Source organism: Acidipropionibacterium virtanenii, from assembly GCF_003325455.1.
Lineage (GTDB): Bacteria > Actinomycetota > Actinomycetes > Propionibacteriales > Propionibacteriaceae > Acidipropionibacterium > Acidipropionibacterium virtanenii.
In genome coordinates this window covers 2,756,043-2,778,591 of record NZ_CP025198.1, presented here as the reverse complement: position 1 = coordinate 2,778,591, position 22,549 = coordinate 2,756,043, and the positions used below count along the sequence as shown (strand labels likewise).

General features: G+C 65.4%; 17 protein-coding genes. 3 read left to right on the top strand and 14 right to left on the bottom strand.

The window, feature by feature from the left end; genetic code table 11:
* Positions 1–2: 2 nt before the first annotated feature.
* Entirely contained in the window at positions 3–707 is a 705-nt protein-coding gene (locus JS278_RS12910) for a TetR/AcrR family transcriptional regulator (protein WP_114045545.1), read from the bottom strand.
* 229 nt (positions 708–936) lie between these two features.
* Between JS278_RS12910 and JS278_RS12905 the strand changes: the two genes are divergently transcribed.
* Positions 937–1,806, top strand: a complete 870-nt coding sequence (locus tag JS278_RS12905) for an SDR family oxidoreductase (protein WP_114045544.1) — start codon at positions 937–939, stop codon at positions 1,804–1,806.
* 86 nt (positions 1,807–1,892) lie between these two features.
* Here JS278_RS12905 and JS278_RS12900 read toward each other — a convergent pair whose 3' ends face one another.
* From JS278_RS12900 to JS278_RS12865, 8 genes are all read right to left on the bottom strand, one after another.
* On the bottom strand, positions 1,893–3,674 hold the full coding sequence (locus JS278_RS12900) for a glycoside hydrolase family 2 protein (RefSeq protein ID WP_220149972.1): 1,782 nt from the start codon (positions 3,672–3,674) through the stop codon (positions 1,893–1,895).
* A 2-nt stretch (positions 3,675–3,676) separates the two neighbouring features.
* Positions 3,677–5,056 (bottom strand): glycoside hydrolase family protein, encoded by a 1,380-nt coding sequence (locus JS278_RS12895; protein ID WP_114045542.1) that lies wholly within the window; start codon positions 5,054–5,056, stop codon positions 3,677–3,679.
* Positions 5,056–5,925, bottom strand: coding sequence for a carbohydrate ABC transporter permease (locus JS278_RS12890; RefSeq protein WP_114045541.1), 870 nt, complete (start codon positions 5,923–5,925; stop codon positions 5,056–5,058). The genes JS278_RS12895 and JS278_RS12890 overlap by 1 nt, the downstream gene beginning before the upstream one ends.
* A gap of 10 nt (positions 5,926–5,935) precedes the next feature.
* Positions 5,936–6,910, bottom strand: a complete 975-nt coding sequence (locus JS278_RS12885; protein WP_220149971.1) for a carbohydrate ABC transporter permease — start codon at positions 6,908–6,910, stop codon at positions 5,936–5,938.
* Complete coding sequence (locus JS278_RS12880; RefSeq protein ID WP_220149970.1) at positions 6,898–8,040, bottom strand: sugar ABC transporter substrate-binding protein; 1,143 nt, start codon at positions 8,038–8,040, stop codon at positions 6,898–6,900. Before JS278_RS12880 ends, JS278_RS12885 begins: the two co-directional genes overlap by 13 nt.
* A gap of 169 nt (positions 8,041–8,209) precedes the next feature.
* On the bottom strand, positions 8,210–9,244 hold the full coding sequence (locus tag JS278_RS12875) for a LacI family DNA-binding transcriptional regulator (protein WP_114045540.1): 1,035 nt from the start codon (positions 9,242–9,244) through the stop codon (positions 8,210–8,212).
* A 126-nt stretch (positions 9,245–9,370) separates the two neighbouring features.
* The gene (locus tag JS278_RS12870) at positions 9,371–10,624 is read right to left on the bottom strand and encodes a type II toxin-antitoxin system HipA family toxin (RefSeq protein WP_114045539.1); all 1,254 of its coding nucleotides are present in this window, start codon (positions 10,622–10,624) and stop codon (positions 9,371–9,373) included.
* On the bottom strand, positions 10,621–10,872 hold the full coding sequence (locus JS278_RS12865; protein WP_114045538.1) for a helix-turn-helix transcriptional regulator: 252 nt from the start codon (positions 10,870–10,872) through the stop codon (positions 10,621–10,623). The genes JS278_RS12870 and JS278_RS12865 overlap by 4 nt, the downstream gene beginning before the upstream one ends.
* A 352-nt stretch (positions 10,873–11,224) precedes the next feature.
* Between JS278_RS12865 and JS278_RS12860 the strand changes: the two genes are divergently transcribed.
* Positions 11,225–11,482 carry a plasmid mobilization protein gene (locus JS278_RS12860; protein WP_181833731.1) on the top strand — a complete coding sequence of 86 codons (258 nt, stop codon included), beginning with the start codon at positions 11,225–11,227 and terminating at the stop codon, positions 11,480–11,482.
* Positions 11,483–11,546: 64 nt separating this feature from the next.
* Complete coding sequence (locus JS278_RS12855) at positions 11,547–11,834, top strand: hypothetical protein (RefSeq protein WP_114045537.1); 288 nt, start codon at positions 11,547–11,549, stop codon at positions 11,832–11,834.
* A 1,122-nt stretch (positions 11,835–12,956) separates the two neighbouring features.
* Here JS278_RS12855 and JS278_RS15880 read toward each other — a convergent pair.
* The 5 genes from JS278_RS15880 to JS278_RS12835 form a co-directional block, all read right to left on the bottom strand.
* Positions 12,957–13,712 carry a hypothetical protein gene (locus JS278_RS15880; protein WP_147243212.1) on the bottom strand — a complete coding sequence of 252 codons (756 nt, stop codon included), beginning with the start codon at positions 13,710–13,712 and terminating at the stop codon, positions 12,957–12,959.
* Positions 13,713–14,405: 693 nt separating this feature from the next.
* Positions 14,406–17,567 carry a type I restriction endonuclease subunit R gene (locus JS278_RS12850; RefSeq protein ID WP_114045536.1) on the bottom strand — a complete coding sequence of 1,054 codons (3,162 nt, stop codon included), beginning with the start codon at positions 17,565–17,567 and terminating at the stop codon, positions 14,406–14,408.
* A complete protein-coding gene (locus JS278_RS12845) occupies positions 17,568–18,728 on the bottom strand; it encodes a restriction endonuclease subunit S (protein WP_114045535.1) in 1,161 nt (386 codons plus the stop codon).
* Positions 18,725–20,362 carry a class I SAM-dependent DNA methyltransferase gene (locus JS278_RS12840; protein ID WP_181833730.1) on the bottom strand — a complete coding sequence of 546 codons (1,638 nt, stop codon included), beginning with the start codon at positions 20,360–20,362 and terminating at the stop codon, positions 18,725–18,727. Before JS278_RS12840 ends, JS278_RS12845 begins: the two co-directional genes overlap by 4 nt.
* 55 nt (positions 20,363–20,417) lie before the next feature.
* The gene (locus JS278_RS12835; protein WP_114045533.1) at positions 20,418–22,457 is read right to left on the bottom strand and encodes a hypothetical protein; all 2,040 of its coding nucleotides are present in this window, start codon (positions 22,455–22,457) and stop codon (positions 20,418–20,420) included.
* Positions 22,458–22,549: the final 92 nt, after the last annotated feature.

The window sequence follows — 22,549 nt, the reverse complement described above, 5'->3', positions numbered from 1 at the left end:
GCTCACCGGATGAGGCCTTCGACGGCGTGGGTGACGATCTCGGTGATGAAGGCCTCGGTGTAGACCTCGGGGGCCGCGATGTGGTCGACGGCCATGACGTTGAGCAGGCCCAGCGCACCGGCGGCGAGGCTGCGCAGATCGGGATCGGCCAGTTCGGCGAGCAGCGGGCTGGTGGCCAGCAGCTCGATGAGCCTGTCGATCCGTTCCCGGCTCAGGGCCGTGTAGCCGGCGGCGACCTGCGGGTCGGTGCGCGCCAGGCCGCGGAACTCGGCGATGATGAGCTCCCATGCGGTGTAGCCGAGCAGCGACTGGGTGAGCGCGCGGCCCAGGCCCACGACGAGTTCATGGCGGTCGGCCGCCGAGGCCAGGACCGGTGTGAGGGAGGCGAAGACGTCGGCGCCGGCACCGCTCATCCGCTCTGTGGCGACCTGGCAGAACAGGTCGGGCTTGGAGCCGAAGTTCGAGTAGACCGCGCCCTTGGTGAATCCGGCGTCCGAGGCGATCTTGCGCAGGTTGGTGCCGGCGTAGCCGAACTCCTCGAAATTGGCGGCCGCGGCCTCCAGGATCTTCGCCCGGACGCTGTCGTGGCTTCGGCGCCCGGGGAGGGGCGCGTCCGGGGCGTCGGCGGGGGAGGCTGCCCCCGGGGCGTCGTCCCGGACGGGGCCGGCCGTCGACTCCGCCGAGTCGGGGTGGGTGGCGATCTGCATGGCTGCTCCTCGATCATCCGTCCGGACCGGTTCCGGGCCGAACGGATACCGATGGTATCAGACGTCGATACCGGTGGTATCGAGGGTTGTCCGGGTTGTGGTCGGGGCTGAGACGGGCATTCCCGCACGGCGCTGACGGCGAACGTGTGGACCGAATCGTTGAAATAGGTGACGCGTCACGTGTAGGACTGGGAAAACGGCTGATCGCCAGCCGGGAAAGGACTCACCCATGACCATCGCCATCGCAGGCGCCACCGGCCAGCTCGGCGGCCTCGTCATCGACTCACTGCTGGGGCGCGGCGTCCCGGCCGGCGAGATCGTCGCCCTGGCCCGCGACACCCAGAAGGCGGCCGGCCTGGCCGCCCGCGGTATCGATGTGCGCCTCTTCGACTACGACAAGCCGGAGACTCTCGAGCCGTCTCTCAAGGGCGTCGATCGGCTCCTGTTCATCTCGGGCAACGCCGTCGGTCAGCGAATCCCCCAGCACAAGGCCGTCATCGACGCCGCGGTGGCCGCCGGCGTCGAGTTCATCGCCTACACGAGCTTCCTGCACACGGATGAGGCCTCGATCATCGCCGTCGCTCCCGAGCACAAGGAGACCGAGAAGCTGCTGGCCGCCGCCCCGATCAAGGTCGGTCTGCTGCGCAACGGCTGGTACACCGAGAACTTCATCCCCCAGGCGCAGCAGGCCGCCGAGACCGGGACGCTGCTGACCAGCGCCGGCGCGGGCCGGATCTCCTCGGCCACCCGCAAGGACTTCGCCGAGGCCGCGGCGGCTGTGATCAGCGCTGAGTCCGCCGATGACGCCGTTTACGAGCTGAGCGGCGACGAGTCCTTCACCTACGGAGACCTCGCGAACGTCATCGCCGAGCTCACCGGTAAGCCGGTGGCGCTGAAGAACGTGAGCGCCGAGGAGCACGAGCAGATCCTCAAGGCCGCCGGGGTCCCGGAGTTCGGGATCGGCTTCGCCACATCCACCGATCTGGCCATCAAGGAGGGCGAGCTCTTCGACGAGCACCCCGGCACACTCTCGAAGCTCATCGGGCACCCCACCACCTCGCTGAAGGACGCCCTGGCTCCGGCTCTCAAGCAGTCCTGAGGCTGTCGGAGCCCTGATCCGACAGAGCGTGTAGCAACAGGCTCAAGACGCCCACACTTCCTACACGCTCTCCCGGGCCGACGGGTTCAGTGGCCGGTGACCATGGCCCGGATCTCCTCGACGGGCAACTTCGGGGTGCGGTCGGGGGTCAGGAGGCCGTTGGTCTCCTGACGGGTGTCGGCGAACTGCGTGTAGCAGAACCCGGCGAGCCCGGAGGCGCCCGTCACCGCCGCCAGGATCCCTGACAGCAGCCGCCAGTACTCCTCGGGATCCGATGCGGAGGTGTACCCCCAGCCCTGGTTCTCGGGATCGAAGGAGATCCCTCCGAACTCGGTGAGCATCACCGGCAGCCCGTCGGTGTCCCCGGCGAGCACCGACACCCTGCCCGCCGGCCCGATCCCGGCGACGGCCGCTCGCAGCAGTTCGGGTTCGCTGTACCGGTCGGCCAGGCGGTCGGGATCCGCGTCGTAGTCGTGGATCGTGACGATGTCGGTGTCCACCTGCTCCCAGCCGTCGTTGCCGATCACCGGTCGGGTCGGGTCCAGGGCCTTGGTGAGGTGCACCAGCGCGTCGACGAAGTGCCGCTGGGCGGGGTCGGAGGCGATGGACTGCACGCCCCAGCTCTCGTTGACGGGCACCCAGGTGATGATCGACGGGTGGGAGTAGTCGCGGTCGACCGCCTCCTGCCACTCGGCGACGGTGCGCATCACGGCGAGCGGCGTGAAGGCGTAGGCGGCCGGCGCCTCGGCCCACACCATGAGGCCCAGCCTGTCGGCCCAGTAGAGGAACCGCGGATCCTCGTACTCCTGGTGGAGTCGGACGGCGTTGAAGCCCATCGACCTCATGAGCTCCACATCGGTTCGCAGGGCCTCGGCGGAGGGGGCCGCCAGATGACTCTGCGGCCAGTAGCCCTGGTCGAGGACGGACCGCAGGTAGCAGGGGAGGCCGTTGAGCAGGAAGGCCCCGTGACGGGCCCGGGTGCTGGTGATCCCGAAGTATGACGAGACGAGGTCGGTACCCGCGTGCACCCTCGCGTCGAGGAGCCGCGGGTGATCCGGGGACCAGGTGAGGTCCTGGACGGCCTGCCCGTTGCGCAGCAGGGGGATCTCGACGGCGATCGTGGTCTCGCGTTCGACGGCGGTGGTGCGGATCTCCGCCAGCGGCCTGCCGTCGAAGAACAGCTCCACGCTCACCGGGACCGGTGCGGCCGGGCGGTGCGAGAGCCGCACGGATGCCGTGACGAGCGGGCTGGCCGCGTCGGTGGTCCAGTGGACCTGCTCGATGTGCAGGTCGGGTACGCCCTCCAGCCACACCGGCTGCCAGATCCCGGTGGTGCGGTGGTACCACACCACATGGGGATCGGCTTGCCAGTCCTGCTTGCCGCGCGGCTGGGCGGCGTCGAGCGGGTCGTCCTCGGCCCGCACGACGACCGACAGGTCGCCCTCGTCGCTCACCAGGTCCGTGATGTCGAGGGTGAAGGGGGCGTGGCCGCCCTCGTGGCGGCCCGCCGGCTGCCCGTCGATCCACACGGTGGCCCGGTAGTCGACCGCTCCGAAGTGCAGCAGGGTGCGGCCGTCTCCGGTGGATCCTCCCCGACGCCGTTCCTCGGCTGTGACCACGCGGCGGTACCAGACGACGCGGTGGTAGCCGGTCTCGCCGATCCCCGACGCCGGGGATTCCGGCGGGAGGGGCACCACGATCTGGTCCGAATCGTCGGGCCAGCGGGCCTGCCACCGGCGATGCTCCCCGACGTCTCCGTCATCGAACAGGAACTGCCAGGGGCCGGACAGATCGGCCCAGCGCCCGCGCATCAGTTGGGGCCGCGGGTAGCTGCCGTCCTGCCGGCTGGCGATCGGTGCGTCGGTCATCATCAGGATCCTTGGGGGAGAGCGGCGGCGTCGTCGTGAGGGTCGGAGGTGGAGGCGACGTCGTGGTAGCGGTCGGCGGCCGGCGTGGGGACCCGTGCCATCCGATGGTCGGGGCCCTCCTCCAGACGGACCAGGCCCATGCGCCTCAGATAGGGGTCCAGGCCGTCGGCGGCGGTCCGCCGGTCGACGAGGTCGTCGGGGATCGCGAACTCCTCGACGTTACGTCCGCCGGAGGCATAGGACCAGTCGACGAAGTCGGTGAGCGGCCACCACGTCCATCCTCGGATATCCATGCCCTGGTCGACGAGGGAGCGGATCCGCTCGATCGACGCCGCGATCCAGGAGGACCGCAGCTCGTCGGAGCCCTCGATGCTGGTCTCGGTGATCACGATCGGTAGCCCGTACCGGCCGGCGAATCGGTGCAACGACTCCTCGAGCCCGTCGGCCCAGGCATTGGTCGCGATCTGCCGGGAGCCGTCCTCGGCGGGTTGCAGCAGGCGCGGGGGGAGGTCGGGGTAGTAGTTGACCCCCATCATGTCCAGGTCGACGCCGCCGTCGGCGAGCCGATGGAGCTGCGCGGCGTCCGCCCCGTGCTCGCACAGCCAGCGATAGTTGCTCGAGCCCGGTCTCACCCGCCCCAGCACCAGGTCGGTGGGGAGCATGCCGAGACGATTGAGCCAGCTGGCCTCGGCCGCAAGGTCGGGTGATCCGGCCGAGTACAGGCTCGACGCCTCGACGTGGACGATGACGGCGTCAGGGTTGGCTGCCCGGATCCGGCGCACCGAGCGCTGGATGCCGTCGCAGATGTTGACGACGACCTTCGCCCAGCCCTCCCAGCCGGACAGCCCCGGGGGCCAGACTCCCCGCATCCCGCAGAACGAGGCCGTGGTGAGGGGTTCGTTGAAGGGTGTGATGTGGTCTGCGACTCCCGCGAAGTGGGCCGCGTAGGCGGCGGCGAAGTCGGCGACGGCCTCGGGATAGTCGGGGTCGGCGAAGGATCCGTCGAGCCACTTCGGCGTCCCGTAGTGGACGAGGTCCGCCACGATCGACAGCCCCAGGGAGTGGGCGTAGGCGACCCGCTCGTTCAGGGAGCTCCAGTCGTAGACGCCGGGTGCGGTGGCGACCAGCGGCCAGTCGGCCCCGTATCGGATCGCCTGGGCTCCCAGCGCCCTGGCCGTCTCGAGATCGGCGCGCCAGTCCTCCCGGTGCCCGGTCAGGGCGAGCTCGTCCAGCGGATTCATGCCGAATCCCGGGCGCGGGTAGACGCAGGTGTCCTCGATGCCCAGCAGCCAGGTGAAGCTCCCGGGGGCGAACGGGCGGCCCGTGCCGCGATCGAGTGGCGCGCCGTCTGGTGCGGGTGTGAGGGGGTGTGGTCGAGGCACTATTTGAGTCCTGTCGTGGCGATTCCGGCGACGAAGTACTTCTGGAGGAAGAAGAACAGCAGCGCGATGGGAATCATGGACATTGTGGAGCCGGCGAGAAGCACGGCGTGGTCGGTGACATGCTGCCCGCCGAACAGCGTGAGGCCCGCGGGAAGGGTCTGCATCTCGGTGGAGGAGGAGACCACCAGGGGCCACAGCAGATCGTTCCACAGGTTCATCCCGTTCATGAGGGCGACGGTGGCGATCGCCGGCTTGGCCTGCGGCAGGATGAGCCGCGAGTAGATCGTCCAGTGATTGGCGCCGTCGACGCGGGCCGCCTCGTCGAGCTCGGGCGGGATGTCGATGAAGAACTGACGGAACAGGAAGATGCCGAAGGCGCTGGTCGCCCTGGGGATGATGAGCCCCTGATAGGTGTTGAGCCAGCCGAAGTGGTACAGCTCGTCGAAGACGGGGACCAGCGTCACCTGGAAGGGGATCATGAGCGTCGCGATGATGATGATGAACACCACATTGCGGCCCTTGAACCTGATCCTGGCCAGCGCGTAGGCGCACATCGAGTCGAAGAACAGGGTGAGCAGGGTGGTGACGACGGTGAAGATCACCGAGTTGAGGAAGAGCCGGCCGAAGGGCAGCTGACTCCACACATCGGTGTATCCGTGCAGGAACGGGCTCGAGGGAATGAGGCTCGCCGGATTCCCGTACAGGTCCTTCTCGGTGCGGAAGGATCCCGACACCATCCACAGGAAGGGGACGAGGGTCGCCAGGAGGCCGATTCCCAGGTAGATCCATTTGAGTGTCGTACCGGTGAGATGCCGGCGTCGGACCGGAGCTGAACCGCTCGGAGCAGGAGATTTCAGACTGATGGTCATGGCGCGCCTCTCAGTCGACGTCGTCGTACCGGAAGAACTTCAGCTGAAGCAGCGATACGGCCAGGATGATGATGAACAGAACCCATGAGATGGCCGACGCGTATCCGGTCTCGAAATTGGTGAAGCCGACCCGGTACAGCATGTTGACCAGGGTGTCGGTGTGGAACACCGGCCCGCCGGTGGTCATGGCGTAGACCAGATCGAAGACCTCGAAGGACTGGATCGTGAGGATCAGCGAGGTGAACAGCATGGTGGGGCGGATCCCCGGAAGGGTGATGTAGCGCAGCGTCTGCCACCTGGAGGCGCGGTCCAGCTGGGCCGCCTCGTAGCGCTCCCGGGGGACGGCGTTGAGGCCGCCCAGAAGCAGGATCATGGCGTAGCCCACGTACTTCCAGATGTAGACGAAGATCACCGTGGGCAGGGCGAGGTGCTCGCTCTGCAGCCATGCCACCCGCGGCAGCCCGAGGGCGGAGAAGAGCCCGCCGATGATGCCGATGTCGGGGTCGAGGAGGAATCGCCAGACGATGCCCATGGTCGACAGGGCGACAACGGTGGGGAAGAAGAATGCGCTGCGCACGATCCGATGGGCCCAGGTGTTGCGCTGCAGCAGAAGGCCTGCGGCCAGGCCGAGCACGATGAGCAGGACGACGGAGACGACGGTGAGTTCCAGGGTGACCCGAAGCGCATTCCAGAACTGCTTGTCGTGGAAGAGCTTGACGTAATTGGCGGCGCCGGCGAATTCCTGGGAGACGGCGCCGACGGTCCAGTTGTAGAAGCTGTACTGGAGCGAGCGGAGCATCGGATAGATGACGAAGACCCCGAGGATGATGAGGGAGGGGGCCATGAACAGCCACGCCGGCTGGAAATGGCGTGCCCGCCGGCGCCGCGCCGGGGCGGTGACCCCGGCGCGGCTCGGCGTGGGGGCCCCGGTCCCGGTGTGCGGCTCGCCCGCCCGGACGGAGGCCTGGGCACTCACTGCTGGCACCCGGTCAGCGAGTTGATGGTCTTGGCGGCCGTGGCGGTCTCGGAGGCCAGCGACTTGCCCCTGGTGATGTTGCCGATGAGCGGCACGTAGGCGTCGGAGTCGACCTTCGTGGCGCTGGGCACCTGGGGCAGGTACATCCGGGAGTCGGCGGTCTGGCTCTGGAAGACGGCGACGGTCTGGTTGGCCTTGAGCTCGGCGTCGTCGACCAGATCGGTGCGCACCGGCGGGAATCCGGTCTGCAGGGAGAACTTCTTCTGGGTGGTCTTGCCCGTCCAGAAGGCCAGGAACTCCTGGGCCTCCTTGGGGTGCTTGGTCTTCGCGGAGATCGACAGCGGGGCGACGGATCCGAGGGTGGCGGACTTGCCGTCGACGCCGGTGGGGATCTTGACGATGCCGAAATCGACGCCGGCCGACTTGTAGCCGGGGGCGGCCCAGGGGCCGTTCATCTCCATCGCGGCCTTGCCGGCGGAGAACAGCGAGTCGGCCTCGGCGCCGGTCAGCCCGACCGGGCTCACCTTGTCCTTGACGACGAGGTTCGTCCAGTCGGTGAGGCTCTTCTGGCCCTCGGTGGTCTGCAGGACGCTGCAGTTCTTGGAGTTGACGATGTCGCCGCCCTCCAGCCACTGGAGGATGGGCCACATCTGAATGGTGTTGTTGTCGGCCAGGGCGATGCCGTACTTGCCGCCGGTGGTGAGCTTCTTGGCGTCCTGCTTCATCTCGGCGACGGTGGTCGGGGGATTGGCGATCCCGGCGTTCTTGAAGAGGGTCTTGTTGTAGTAGAGGCTCAGGGTGGCGAAGTTGGCGGGGACGCCGTAGAGCTTGCCGTTGTAGGTGAACTCCTTGACGATGCCGGGGGCGAAGGCGTCGGTGTTGATCTTCGTGTCTCCCGAGCCGGTGTTGGTGATCGGTAGCACGGAGTTGGTCTTGACGTACTGGGCCACCGCGTTCGGGTCGGAGCTGACGGCCGCGATGTCGGGCCCCTGGCCGGTGAGCCAGGCCGAGGGCAGCTTCTGCTGGATGTGTCCCAGGGCTGGACGGTGCTCTCGATCTTGATGTTGGGGTGGGACTTCTCGAAGTCCTTGACGATGGTGTCGTAGCCGGGCCGGTCCCCTCCGGTGAATCCGGTCCACAGCTTCAGGGTGACCTGGCCGCCGCCCTGTGAGGATCCGTCACCGGATCCCGAACATGCGGTGCCGGTGAGGGCCAGCAGGGCGGCGAGCCCTGCGGCGGCGAGTGAACGTGCTTTTCTCATGATGGATTGCTCCTTTGCAACGGGCATTACAGGGGTTTCTTGCTGGGTCAGGCGTTGTCGGGGGTGCATCCGCAGGAGTGCCGGTAGGTGGTCGAGACCGGCAGCCGCTGGGATGAGTTGTCGTGGCGTCCGTTCGCGATGAGGTCGAAGAGGGTCTCGGCGGCGATGCCGGCGATCTCCTGGGCGGGCACCCGGATGGTGGTGATGTCGGGGGTTGTCAGGCGCGCGACGCCGAAGTCGTCGAAACCGGTGATGCGGACGTCCTCTGGGATCCGGATCCCGGCGTCGCGCAGGACGGGCAGCGCCCCGACGGCCATGTCGTCGTTGGCGAAGACGATGCCGTCGTAGGGGAGGGCGCCGTCGACGATCGCGGTGCGCATCGCTGCGGCGCCGGACTCCTCGTTCATGTCGCCCTCGATGACGTCGGCCGTCTCGATGCCGGCGGATGCGGCGGCGTCGAGGAAGCCCTGGCGCCGGTCGATGCCGGTCTGGTGGTCGAGGCTGCCGGCGACGTGGAGGAGGCGTTGGCAGCCGTGGTCGGCGATGAGGTGCTCGGTGATCTGGCGGGAGGCGGCGGTGTCGTCGATCCAGATGGTGACGGCGTCGGGCAGGTCGGGGTAGTTGCCGAGCAGGACGACGGGTAGGCCGGTTCCGACCAGGCTGTGGATGTACTCGTCGTCGATCGAGGAGCTGGTGGAGATGATGCCGTCAGCCGCCTGGGAACGGATGATCCGCTCGTAGGCCATGTCTCCCGAGGCGGTCTCGGCGTTGGTGGAGACGATGACCTGGGCGTCGTGGGCGGCCGCCGGGATCGTCATGCCCGAGAGGACGTGCATGAAGTACTGGTGGCTGAAGACGTGGACAGAGGAGTTGGGGACCACCAGGGCGATGGCTCCGGCGTGGCGGTTGCGGAGGTTGCGGCCGGCGGCGTTGGGGACGTACCCGAGCTCCTTGGCGGCGAGCTCGACGGCCTCACGGGTGGCCTCGCTGATGCGTGGGCTGCCCTTGAGCGCCATGGACGCCGCGGCGGGGGTCACGCCGACGCGGGCGGCCACCGCCTTGAGGGTCACGGGCTTGGGCATTGCGACCTCCGTTGGTTGCTCCGTGGTTGGTTTCTCCGGCTGTGCTTTAACGATTAAACAGTTTAACGTTTAAGCAGAAGTGTGGCACGGTGTGGGCCCGGACGCAAGACCCTGGTGAGAAGAACCTCAGGCGGGATTGACCTGAGTGAGGCGTTCGGCCATGGCGTCCTGCATCCGAGCACGTGTGGAGTCGGCAACTGAATCAGAGAGATCTTTCAGAGCTGTGGCGACGGCATCGGGGATCCGGGTCAGGTAGTCCTTGGTGATGCCGACCAGGAACTCCTCGGGGACCCGCAGCTCTGAGGCTGCCTTCGCGCAGCGGCCGAGGTCGACCCTGCGGAGCCTGTACTCCCCGCCGAACTTCATTGCGAGGCGGCCCTCGAAGTGAACCTGCTTCGCTGGCCATAGGAGCGCCGTGGAGATGAGGTCATAGAACGGGGCGAGGATGGTTCGGCTGCCGAGGTGCAGGAGCGCATAGTTCTTGGCATGGGCGTCTGTCCCCGCGAGGATCCAGTTGAAGACCAGGGCGCGGGCGAAGTCGTGGATCCCGCGGTCCCGGTCGCGTGGGTCGAGGGTGCGTTCCAGGAACTCGACGACGTCCGAGGAGGACGGGCCACCGTCCGACTGGTACTTGCTCGAACGCCACAGTCCCATGGCCTGGCAGAGGTCCTCCTGATGCAGCCTTCGCACGTCCTCGTTCATCTTGAGGCGGTCGAAGCGCTCGGCCACCAGCACCGCCTGATCGCCGAACTGGGCGTACTCGACCGTCGGTACGGGCAGCCCGAGCAGTGCTGCGGTCCGCATCGTGACGAACTCGGCGATGTCGGAATCCGGGACGGCGGCGATTCCGACCTTGACGATATGGGTGCTGGCGGCACGTCCGGATGGCAGGAACCAGCCATCCTCCATGCGGGCGAGGGCGAACTTGCCCTGCTGCCCGCCGAGTGACCATCGGCCACCGCGCTCCTCGAAGTCCCATGCCGCGTCGTCGGCCCTAAGGGTACGGATGTGAGAAGCGATCTCAGTCTCTGACGGTCCGGTGAGCGCCCCGTCCTGGCCAGGGATCTCGCCGGCGGGTACCACCTGGACCGCGCCCGCACAGTCGGCACCCATGTGACGCAGCAGGTTGAACGGGGTGGCGCGCCGTTCACCGAACTCTGTGGCCCATCTCCGGCGCACCTCGTCGTTGTCGGGAAGCAGATTGTCCAGCCATGGCATCGTCACGTCGGGGGAGTGGTGGGAAGCCCCCTTCGGCATTGACAATGACAGGGGTGTCGGGTCAGTGGAATCGACGTAGTCGAAGCTGACAGATCCGTCGGTATCGCGATTGAGTCGGCCCGTGAGTCGGCTGTTCAGGTAGACATCGAGCACGTCAGTCATCCGAGATTGCTCCGGATCTGATCGAGGAGCGCCTGGGAATCGTCGTTCCTGGTCTCCAGGAGCACGTCGACACAGCGGAGGGCGTCGATGACCAGCCCGAGACGGGCGGTCGGCGCGCCGACCTCGACGTTGGCCACCCACTGGCGTGTGACGTGGAGCATATCGGCCAGCTGCTGCTGGGTCATGCCCTTCTCAAGGCGGGCGGTCCGGAGGATGGCGCCGGCATCGGATGCACTGGAGATCTCCACGGATCGTGCCTCCTTGGACTCGGGAATGACCTGAATGTCAGCTCCAGATGACATTGGGAGTGATGTCAGCTATAGATGACATCAGCCTACATGTTAGCTCCAGCTGACGCCACTGCGCCAGATGTGAGCTCGGGTACGCCCAGGCTCATCCTGAGCATTGCTGAATCCGGGCTCGAGTACGGACCGGGATGTAGCAAAGCTCCGGCGCTGATCATGGAGCCGAGGGTGTAGTAAGTTGGTGAATAGACGAACCAACTTCCTACACGCCCTCGGAGTAGCTCCGACCAGAACTGGACCTGTGCGGTCCGCCCGGCGGCGGGTCTCCTCATTCGAGGCGTATTACGATATTCCCATGAAGGAGACGATCAGCGGCCGTCAGGTCTCCGAGGACCAGATCGCCGAATGGGCAGCTGAGGCTGAAGCCGGGTACGACGTCGAGAAGCTCCGTCGACGTGGACGCGGCAGACCGGGGCGTGGCGCGCAGCCGTCCCAGGTGGTGGCCGTCCGGCTCACTCCTGATGAGTTGGCCGAGGTGGATGAAAGAGCGGCCGCCGCGCGCAAGACCCGGTCCGCCTACATTCGCGACGTGCTCCTACCAGAGTCGGCATGAAGGCCCATCCCGGTGCATTGAAGCACGGCGTGTCCGAGGAGGATGCGATCCAGACGAGGTCAACATGAGCAAGACCACTGCAGAGCCGGTCAATGGATCCTATGGAGAGATCGAGGGTGTGGAGATCACCGAGGAGGTGATCGCACGCCTCGTCAAGAACGCCGAGGAGGGGTTCCCGGGCGCGACGTTCCGGTCTCCCGGCAGGCCGGCCAGGACTGACGAGCCGACGCGTGCGGTCATGGTGTGCCTGAGCGAGTCCGAACTCGAGGCCGTGATGGCGCGGGCCAGTCGCGAGCATCGTAGCCTGTCGGACGCGGTCCGCGAGGCGCTGGTTGAGTGGGCGCACGCTTGATCCTGTCCCTTGCTCCCAGGGGAGTACCAGCGAGGTCAACTTTCATGGTCAGTACCGGACACGGAGTCGGCACGCGACCCCTTCGCGTGGCGTCCCACTCGGCTGCCTGTTGGTTGCATCCGGGCTCTGCTTAGAGCAGTCGTCGATCCGGGTCGCCTCTCGGGTGGACGGGACACGGTCCCCGAGGTCTACACCCACGTGGTCCCGGGCCCAATTTCAGCAAGCTCCACGTGCCATCCTGTATGTCGACGATGCCGAATGCGCTTGCAAGGCCCGAAGGAGTCCTACACCCTCTTAGCTAAAACCAATCAAGATATTCTGGGCCGCGTCCAGGTATTCTGTCAGAGTGCCTTCTATCCCTGGTTCGCTGATCTTTCGCACGTGGAAACTGCGGGTAATTGTGCTCATTTATCAAGATGGGAGCTGGGTATCCATCAGACGTGCATGCACCGACAGCTTGGCTGGGCTCTTCTCCCCGACTGCAGAAACCAATCACTGAGCCTTTTGCTGCGCCAGCAATCGACTGGAAAAGGAACTCGAACCGAAGAATCAGAACACCGTCAAGGTGATGTCCAGAAAGATCTATACACAATTCCGCAATGCGACCACGAACAATCCCTCGAGACTGTGTTGACTCAATATCCTCTTCGAGGTGCGGGATTAAGTCTCGTCTGTATACTATGCCAGCGCACCATACCGCTGCAGGCCATCCATCATGCGACACGATATATGAGTCGTTGGGACGAATACCTATCGCTTTCAGATCTGCTGGATCCCTCCGCATCACGCTGAAGATCTGCGCCTTATCAATGTCCTCGAGGGGCAAGCACTGACGAGCAACGCGCCTCTTCCCTGACGCTTGCACTGAAACGAAACCACTTCGGTGATAGTGCAATTTTGGAGCAGGTTTAGCCGCACTCTGCGGCCCCCACTCCACACGCTGACTGAGCCCCAATGCTGGCACGGGAAGCTCCCTACCCCAGGTTTGCCAAGAATGGTGGTCGATTGATGTCATCGTGACCATGATTCCGCCGTCTGGATTTACGCTCAGCGTAAAGAACGGATAGAATACCGATTCTCCGTTCATCATGATGCCAACCCTGCGGGCTTGAACCTTTGGCGTCATCTTTCTGATCCTCTCCTTACCCATCCACTCTCGTCGCGAACCCATTCTGATGACACCTTGGTATCCGATCCGACGGTGGTGAAATCGTGCCCATCATCATTTACCTCGAAGTAGTGCATCCTGCCATTGGTGAGTGCGGGAACCCTTGCCCGCCATTTCCAAACTCCAGGAGCGTGAACCATAACTCTAATAAGAAACGTCTCAACGTCACCTCTTCTCATATTCCACGTGTAGGTGAGTGTGGCATCGCGGTCATCACCCGCGACTAGCTTGACAACTTCAGGATGCGAGTCAAGATGGACCTCAAACGCACGAGGCCGCGTTTCAGCGCCTCCAACAGTTCGAACGAGCTCTACGCCCGGTTCCTCTAAGGAAACCACCGAGGTAACGTCAATTAGCGGTGGTCGAATAACTACAGTTGCGTCGCTCTCAGCCACTATGTTGACCATGACGACGGAGTATCCCTTGTCGAATCCTCCTTGAGATATCACCCAGTGTCGGTAGGCACCTCTTCCACCGTGCGGAAGATCGGTCGGCAATCGCGCAATCCAGTACCTTGTGGCGATCCAATCTGGATGCCCAGCATAAATGACATCAAGATCGGTTTCCGAAACGACCGTCACCGGTGGGACTTTGAGCGAATCGATTCCCTTTGATGAGAGGCGATGTCTTAGAGGCTTCAAGAAGTCAAGAGTCAAAGTTGCTAGAATCCCCAAGAATACGCCTAGGAGCGTGGTTAATATCGACACCATACGGATATAGTATCAGAACACGGCACGTCTCGGAGGTGTTCAGGTAAGGGCAAATCTAAGACTGGAAGTAATTCTCTCCGAGGCTGGACGGTGCCTATGCCATGCGGGTTCGTGTTTCCACCGGAGTCGCTTCGGACCGATCCCATCGTGAAGTAGAGTCAATTCCATGGTCCCATCTGATACGTGGTTCGGAGTCCTGCTGAGTGGGCTCATCAGTGGCCTTGTAGGCGGCGTCTCCGCTGCCGCCGGGGTCTGGTGGACGATACGGGCTCAAGCTCGTGCGTTCCAGACGCGGCACGTTTCCCAACTTGGCTCTGAGGTCACACGCCGAGCTTGGCAGCTATTGATTGCGGGTGACTCGAAGAGGCTCGACGCTCGAGAGGTGCTTGAGTGCCTCGCGGCAACAAACGAGCTAATCGCGGCGGCACGGAAGACGGCACCAAAGTACGCTCAAACCCTTGAGTCTTGCACCTACTTCATGGTTCGGATTCTATTCCCGCGGACCAGTGATCATTGTTGGAAGATGGACCGAAGGGGTTGGTCAAACGTTCGGGATTATGTCGTGATTCTCAGGGTCTGTCCCCAAAGGTGGGAGCATTCACCCGAGGGCTTCGAGGTGGGTGAATGTAATCTCACCACGATTCGCGATGAATTTGAAAGTCGACCCGAGGCGGCTGGAATGTAATATATGTGCTACCGCGCCGCGTATCCCGGGGCCAACTCCTCCATCTGGTCGATGACGCGCTTCACCGCGGTGGGCTGCTTGTCCGGCGGGTACTTGTATTTGCGCAGGAGCCTCTTCACCGCCGAGCGCAGCTTCGCCCGCACATCCGCGCGCACCCGCCAGTCGGTCCTGGTATCCCGGCGCATCACGCCCACCAGTTCCCGGGCGATCACGGCCAGGACGTCGTCGCCCATCAACTCCACCGCGGAGTCGTTCTGGCTCACGGCGTCGTAGAAGGCCAGCTCGTCGGCGCTCAACGGCGGGTCGAACCGCTCCCCGCGCGCCGCCTCGGCGGCGACGTCTCCCGCCATTCTGAGGAACAGTGTGATGGCCTCCACCGACGTCAGCTGCTGGTTCGTGTAGCGGATCATGAGGTCGTTGATCCGCTCGCTGAACATCGTCCGCCGGGTCAGGTTGTGCGCGGTCGCGGCCTTCGCCTCGGCCATCAGCATGTCGCGGAGCGCCTCGATCGCCAGCTGCGGCTTGTCGCTCTTCGCCAGCTCCTCGGCCTTCTCAGGTGTCAGCGCTCGCAGATCCGGCAGGTCGATGCCGGCCTCGGCGTAGATGTCGGCGACGTCGCCGGCGGCGGTCGCCTCGGCCACCAGCCCCTTGAGCATCCGCTGAACCTCCTCGGGAATGGCCTGCCCGGAGGCCTCGCGCTCCCGGGCGTCCCATTTGGCCATCCAGCCACGGACCTCCTCGTAGAACCGGATCTCCTGGCGCAGCTCGTTGAGGTTCTCCGACCCCGCCGACAGCGCCCACATCCGCCCCAACTGCCCCGAGAGCATCCGGAACCGCTCCTTGAGGGTCGCCTGGCCCTCCTCCACCCGGTTGCCGGGGGTGGCCGCAGACCTCAGATACTCCACGGCCTTGGTGACGGCGTCCCTGGCCGCCCGCCGTCCACCGCCCTCAAGAACAGACCTCCAGTCGCAACCGGCCAGCAATCCCCGCAGCGCCTCCACCAGGCGCCGGGTCTCATGAACCGCCGCCGAGATGTCCTTGCCGACCGGTTCATTCTCCTCATCCCGTGCCGTGTACTCGCGCAGCGCCGCCTTCAGGTTGTCTGCCAGCGGCGCATAGGCCACCAGCAGCCCGGCCTTCTTCCCCCGGAAGGTCCGGTTCACCCTGGCCAGGGCCTGCATCAACTGGGCGCCCTTCAACGGCCGGTCCAGATACATGGTGTGCCAGGCGGGGGCGTCGAATCCGGTGAGCATCATGTCCTTGACGATCACCAGTTCGAGTTCGTCGTTGACGTCCTTGAGACGGTTCTTGATGGCCTTGTTCTGGGACTCGCGGCGTACGTGCTTGCGGATCGGATCCGGGTCGGACGCCGACCCGGAGTACACCACCTTGATGACGCCGGTGCGGTCGTCGTCGGAATGCCAGCCCGGCCTCAGCGCGACGATCTCGTCATAGAGCCTGGCGGCGATCTCCCGGGTGCCGCAGACGATGATCCCCTTGCCGTGGGGCACCGCGAGATCACCCGGATCGGTGGGCTGCAGGTACTCGGCCATCAGGTCCCGGCGTCGCTCCCAGTGGGCGACGATGTCAGTCGCCAGGGCCGCCAGCCGTTCGGGCGCCCCGTAGATGGCATTGATGACGGCAACGGTGCGTTCGATGCGCTCCCGCTCGGAGTCGTCGAGCCCGGCGGTCTGCTCGTCGGCGGCCTCGTCGATCTCCTCGGCGGACAACCCCGGCGCCAGGGCCACCTTCACCAGCCTCGGCTCGAAGTACACCGGGACGGTGGCGCCGTCCGCCACGGCCTGGGTGAGGTCGTAGATGTCGATGTAGTCGCCGAACACCTCACGGGTGTCGTGCTCGGGCTTGCTGATCGGCGTCCCGGTGAAGGCGATGAGGGTGCCGTGGGGCAGGGCGTCCTTGAGGTGTCTGGCGTAGCCGTCGAGGTCGTCGTAGTGGCTGCGGTGGGCCTCGTCGACGATGACGATGACGTTGTGCCGGTCGGTGAGCAGGGGGTGATCGGCGCCGCGATCGCGCTCCTCATCGGTGAGGCCGAACTTCTGCAGGGTGGTGAAGTAGATGCCCCCGGAGTTCCGGTTGGACAGTGAGTCGCGCAGCTCCTGACGCCGACGGATCTGCCGGGGCTTCTCGGGCAGCAGGGTGGACCTGTTGAAGATGTCGTAGAGCTGCCCGTCGAGATCCCGCCGGTCGGTGATGACGACGATGGTGGGGTTGAGCAGCGCGGGGTCGCTCATCACCAGGTTGGCGTAGAGCTCCATCTCCATCGACTTGCCCGACCCCTGGGTGTGCCAGACGACGCCGGCCTTCCCGTTGGAGTCGACGGCGGTCAGGGTGCGTTCGACGGCCTTGCGGACCGCCTGGTACTGGTGCGGTTTGGCGATCTTCTTGGTGATGTGGTCGCCGTGCTCGAAGGTGACGAAATGCTTGACGATGTCGACAAAGCGATGCGGTTCGAACAGTCCGTAGGTCAGGTGTTCCAGGCCTTGGTTGTCGTCGTCGATGTGCGCGCCGTGTTCGTCGATGTTCCAGGGGGTGAAGTGGTTCGACGGCGTGAAGGGGGTGCCGTACTTCGCCCCGACGCCGTCGGAGATGACGGTGGCGACGACGGTGCGGAAGGCGGTGGGGAATTCCGCCAGGTAGGTCTGGAGTTGGTTGTAGGCATTGCCGAGGGTGGCCGAGGTGTTGGATGCTTTCTTCAGTTCGACGATGGCCAGCGGCAGTCCGTTGAGATACAGCACGACGTCGAAGCGGCGGCGGTGCTGGCCGGATGCGATGGCGACCTGGTGGATGGCGCGGTAGCTGTTCTCGGCGGGGGAGTCCGACAGGAGGCGCAGCGTGGGGGTCTGTTCCCGGCCCTGGGTGTCGACGTAGGTGAGGCCCCGGAATCCGTGGACCAGGAAGTGGTGGAGACGCTCGTTCTCGGCGATCGCGTCCTGGGACTTCGGGGCGATGATCTCGGCGGCGGCCTCGGCCAGCCGCTGGTCGGGGACGTCGGGGTTCAGACGTCGTAGCGCGGCCAGCAGGTCGGTGTGCAGGATGAGATCGGCGGGCGAGAGACGTTGCCCGTCGATGTCGGCGCCCGTGCCCGGCTGCCAGCCGAGTTCGGCCAGCCAGTCGAGCATGTCGGCCTCCCAGTCGGCCTCGCTGATCATTCAGACCGCCTCCTCTGTGGCTTTTTGGGCGTCCTTGACGCGGATGGTCCCGTCCATCAGGGCGGGAAGAAGGGTGTCACGAAGCGCGGCGAGAGTCTCGGACTCCCGAACTGCGGCTTCGATGCGGTCCTCTATCGGTGACAGCAATTCCTCAAGTGGTGCCAGTCCAGTGTCTGGAACTGTCAGTGGCAGCGCTTCCAGGCCCTTCTTGGTGATTGAGCCGAAAATCGTTCCGTCGCTGTTATAGCTGTAAAAGACCTCAGGCTGGCAGCTGATCAGGAAGTACATCGCGCGTGGGTGTGCGGCGTGTATCGCAGCAAGGCCGCGGCCGATGCAACACCGGTTTCCTGCAATGTTTAGTTCTCCAACTGGCGCCCGAACGCTGAGGAGGAGATCCCCGGCATCGGCGATGCGAACTGGGTCAGTCGTCCAGATTCGGGGCGATGGGAATCGTGGTCCGAAGTCCCGATTGCCCTGGTACATGACGATTCCCTGACCGTTTTCATTGTAGGTGTCGCCCTTCGGGGATGAGCCCATGGTGATGTCCGCCAGCTCAGAGAGTGGGGCGACCGTGCTCGTGGCGAGGGCGCGGCGGGTGAGGGCGCAACCAAGCTCGGTGCCGGTGGTGACGAGCTTGCGGTTTGCGGCGATCTTGTCGTCCAGCGCCCCCAACACCTCCGCAATGGCCTGCTGCTCGGGGAGGTCAGTGTGTATCCTCAGTTGAAGTTTGTTGAAGTCGCCCTTCTTGAAGTGCGGAATCAGTGTTCCAACGAAGAGGCTCTCAATAGAGGATCGCGTGCTGGGGAGTTTCAGAACGTAATACAGGTATCGCCAATAGACTTGGGTCGGGTCTGGGCGAAGCGCCACCATGTCCTGTGCGATTGCGAATCCGACCGGCTGAGGCGCCAGTGCGCATCGACCAGGTGACCCCTTGCATACAAAAATGATGTCGTTGGGCTTCGGATGCCCTCGGAACCAAGTTCTCATGGTGTGTTCGTCGACATATCTAATCTTCTCGAAAACAGGGTACTCGGAGTCTTCCTTAATGCAGTTTGTCGCGATGAGCGGAGTTCCAGACTCGGCGGTTGGGCACGTTCGACCGCGATTGTCGATGATGGCGTCTTGAAGGTCAGCGAGATTCGTGGTCCTGAAACGACTCATTGCAGACGCTCCAGCTGTGAGACAACCTCGTCCTGTAGCCGTGACGATCCGGCGAACTGCTCGTTCAGCTCATTCGTGAGCCTGGCGATCTTCTCGTCCAATGGCTCCGCATCCTCCTCGGCTCCCGCCATTCCGACGTACCGCCCCGGCGTCAGCGCGTATCCGGCGTCCTTGATCTCCGAGATCGACACAGACTTGCAGAGCCCCGGAACATCCTCGTACTCGATCCCGGCCGCGGACACATCCGCCTCGTCGTCGACCGTGACGTCCGCGGTCGCCAGACTCAGCTGCTCCATCCCGCGCCAGGCATGAAACGTGTCGGCGATCCGCTGGATCTCCTCGGCCTTCAACCCTCTCTGGGCCCTTGTGATCATGTAGCCCATCTCGCGGGCGTCGATGAACAAGACCTGCCCTCGCCGATCCACCGAGCCGCCGCGTCCGGCCCCTTTGTCTTTTGCGAAGAACCACAGGCAGGCCGGAATCCCGGTCGATCGGAACAGCTTGTCGGGCAGCGCCACCATGGCCGCCACCAGGTCGTTCTCCACGAACTGCGCCCGGATATCGCCCTCGCCGTTCGACGTCGACGTCATCGAGCCGTTGGCCATCACCACGCCGGCCATCCCATCCGGCGCCAGCTTGGAGATGATGTGCTGCATCCACGCGTAGTTCGCATTCTTGGCCGGCGGCACCCCGTAGACCCAGCGCGGATCGGACTCGTTGCGGTTCCAGTCCTTGATGTTGAACGGCGGATTCGCCATCACATAATCCATCTGCCTGTCCGGGTGGTACGGCATCGCGAAGGTGTCGCCCCAGCGCGGCCCCAGATCCCCGTTGAGCCCGTGAATGGCCAGGTTCATCTTCGCCATCCGCCACGTCGACTCATTGAGCTCCTGCCCGTACACCGACAGATTCGTCGGATCGGCGTCATGGGCGTCCAGGAACTTCTCCGCCTGGACGAACATGCCGCCCGAACCGCAGCACGGGTCGTACACCCGGCCCTTCCTGGGCTGAAGCACCTCCACGATCACGCGCACCACGCTGGCCGGAGTGTAGAACTCCCCTCCCCGATGACCTTCCGAGAGGGCGAAATTCGCCAGGAAGTACTCGTACACCTCGCCCAAAAGATCTCGCGCCTTGGCGGCCCCCATCCCGGAGAACTGCACCGAATTGAGCAGATCCAGCAGCTCGGCGAGCCTGCGCTGGTCCACATTGTCCCGGTTGAAGAGCCTGGGCAGGGTGCCCTCCAGCGACGGATTGTCGCGCATGAGCAGATCCATCGCCTCATTGATCCGCTGCCCGATGGTCGTCGCCCCGGTCACCTTCGCCTCGGCCACCAGGGCGCCCCAGCGGGCATCCGGATCCACCCAGAAGGCGCCCGAGGCGTACTCGTCGCGGTCTTCCAGAGTCTCGGCGACCGCCTCGTCGTCGTAGCCGTCGGCGCGCAGCTCCTCGGTGATTTGCCCGCGACGCTCATTGAAGGCGTCGGAGACGTACTTGAGGAAGATCAGCCCCAGCACGACGTCCTTGTACTGGGCGGCGCTCATCGAGCCGCGCAGCTTGTCGGCCGCCCTCCACAGGGTGTCCTTGAGTTCCTTTCGGGTCGAGGGCTGAGTCGTTGCGGGTCTGCGTGCCATCACTGGCCTTTCCATCACTCGGTTGTTGTCACTGGGTTGTTGTCTCTGGGGGTTCTCACTGGGCGTTCCTGACAGGGACGAATTCGACCGCGCCGGAGGTGACCGACCGGGTCGCCAGGCGATGCAGTTCGTCGAGCAGGTCGAGCCGGCTGCGGATCTGATCCTCCCACGAGTCGATGCGGCTCAGCGCTGCCTCAGCCTCGGCCCGGGAGCCGGTTACCACCGGAACCGGCCAGGACCGCCATCTTCCCTTGCCGGAGGCCGGCCTGAGGTCATTGATCGCCGCGGCGATCGCTCTGGCTGACAGGGAAGCGGTGGCCGATACTCGCAGAATCCTGGCCGGTTCGGCGACCGCGGATCCGCCCTCGGCGTCGACCACGGCGTGCGGGGTTGCCGCGCTGGTGAACACGACGTCGCCCGGCCGGGTGAGGCGGACGTCGGGGTATCGGGAGGTCAGCGCCATCAGATCGACGGCCTCGGGGCGGCGGGCGGCCACCGCGTCTGCGGTCCACATCCGCAGCTGCCCGCCGGGAAGAGGACCGAAGCGGTGACCTGAGATCACCTGGATGAGCCGGGTGCGGGCCAGATCCCCCAGAGTCGATATTCCTGGTGTGGCCGATCCGGTGGCCCGGGGACGGACGCCGGCGAACGGGTCGGCCATCGGCTGAGCCAGGCCGATGAGGAGTTCGGCCATCCGGGCGGCGTCGTCGGCGGCCGAGACGGGGAAGGGATCGGTGGGGGAGACGTCCAGCGCGGTCAGCGCCAGGGACCTCGCCAGAAGACGGGTGGAATCAGCCCGGTGGAGAAGGGCGAATGCGCGGCGTCTATCGGCACTGTGTTCGTAGGTCCGGTGTTGATCGGCGCTGTGGCGATGGGCCCGGTCGGTCTGCTGGTGGCCGGATGTCTGACGGGCCTGGCCGGAGGCCGACGCGACCGCGACGACGTCGTCCAGCAGCTGCTGCCGGGTGGGCGCCTCGAAGTCGGTGCCCGACAGGTCGCCGGCCCACAGGTGCTTCGGATCGCCGGAACCCATGACCCACAGCCCCAGGTGCTCCCCGCCGCCCTCGCGCAGCAGGCCCCGGGGCAGTCGCGCCGCCGCCAACAGCTGGCCGCGGCGCAGGAAGGCGTCTCGCGACGCCACCACGTCGGCCGGCAGTTCGTCGATGAGGATCGACGCCGGTCCGACGACCAGCGCCGCCGTGGATGCGTCCATGTGGAGGGCCAGCTCGTCGATGACGGTCATCGCATCAGCAGGGTTCGGCTCAGCGGAGCCGCCATCTGGAGACGGGCCACCGACCCGGGCCAGGATGACCGAGCCCTCGGGCAGATCCCAGTCGTCCTGGATGCCGACGGCGCGCACATCGCGGGAATGCACCCGGTAGCGGCGGATGCATCGCCGGATGTGCGGGGCGCCCGCCGGCGCAGTGGGTGCAGTGAGGGAGGACGTCGCCAGGAGAATCGGTGTCTCGGGGAGGGAATCGTCTCCGGTGACCGCCAGGGCGACATCGGAGGCGGTGGCGTCGACGTCGACCAGGGCGCCGTTCTCCCCGAGGAGCGCGGTCGCGAGATCTACAAGGGTTGAGGTGAGGGAGTCGCGCAGACCGCCCGGGGCCGCGGCATGCGATCTGAGTTCCTCGTAGCCGCCGGCCGTAGAGAAGGCGTTGTCGGCGATGGCGTCGGCCTGTGGGGCGAGGCGGTCCGCGTCGGTGTCGGCCACCTCGGAGAAGAGCCACTCGTCGTCGGGGTCGAGTGCCTCGATGTCATCGAGGAGGTCCTCGGTGTCGACGCCGGTGATGGCGTCGAGGCCCAGGATCGCGCGGGCGGCCAGAAGGGCCAGGATGTCGGCCTGATCTCCGGGATCGGCGGCCGGGCTGGCGGTGACGGCCATGTCGGACGAGAGCTCGGGTTCGGGATTGTTGCCCCGGCCGGTGGTGCGCAGATAGCTGACGACGTCGTCGGCCAGGAATCGGCCGTCCGGCTGAGGCGAGGGAAAAGGCACGTTGCGAACGGGCCGCCGACGCCACATGGAGACGACCGGCCGCTGCACACCGGCGAGGCGGGCGACATCGGCCAGGGACATGGTCGTGGTGGTCATGGCGTCTCCTTCCGTCTCCTGTGATGTGCCGTGGTGTCTGCACTGTACGGCCGATGGACGACGAAACGGATGATCCTGGGGCAATAAATCCT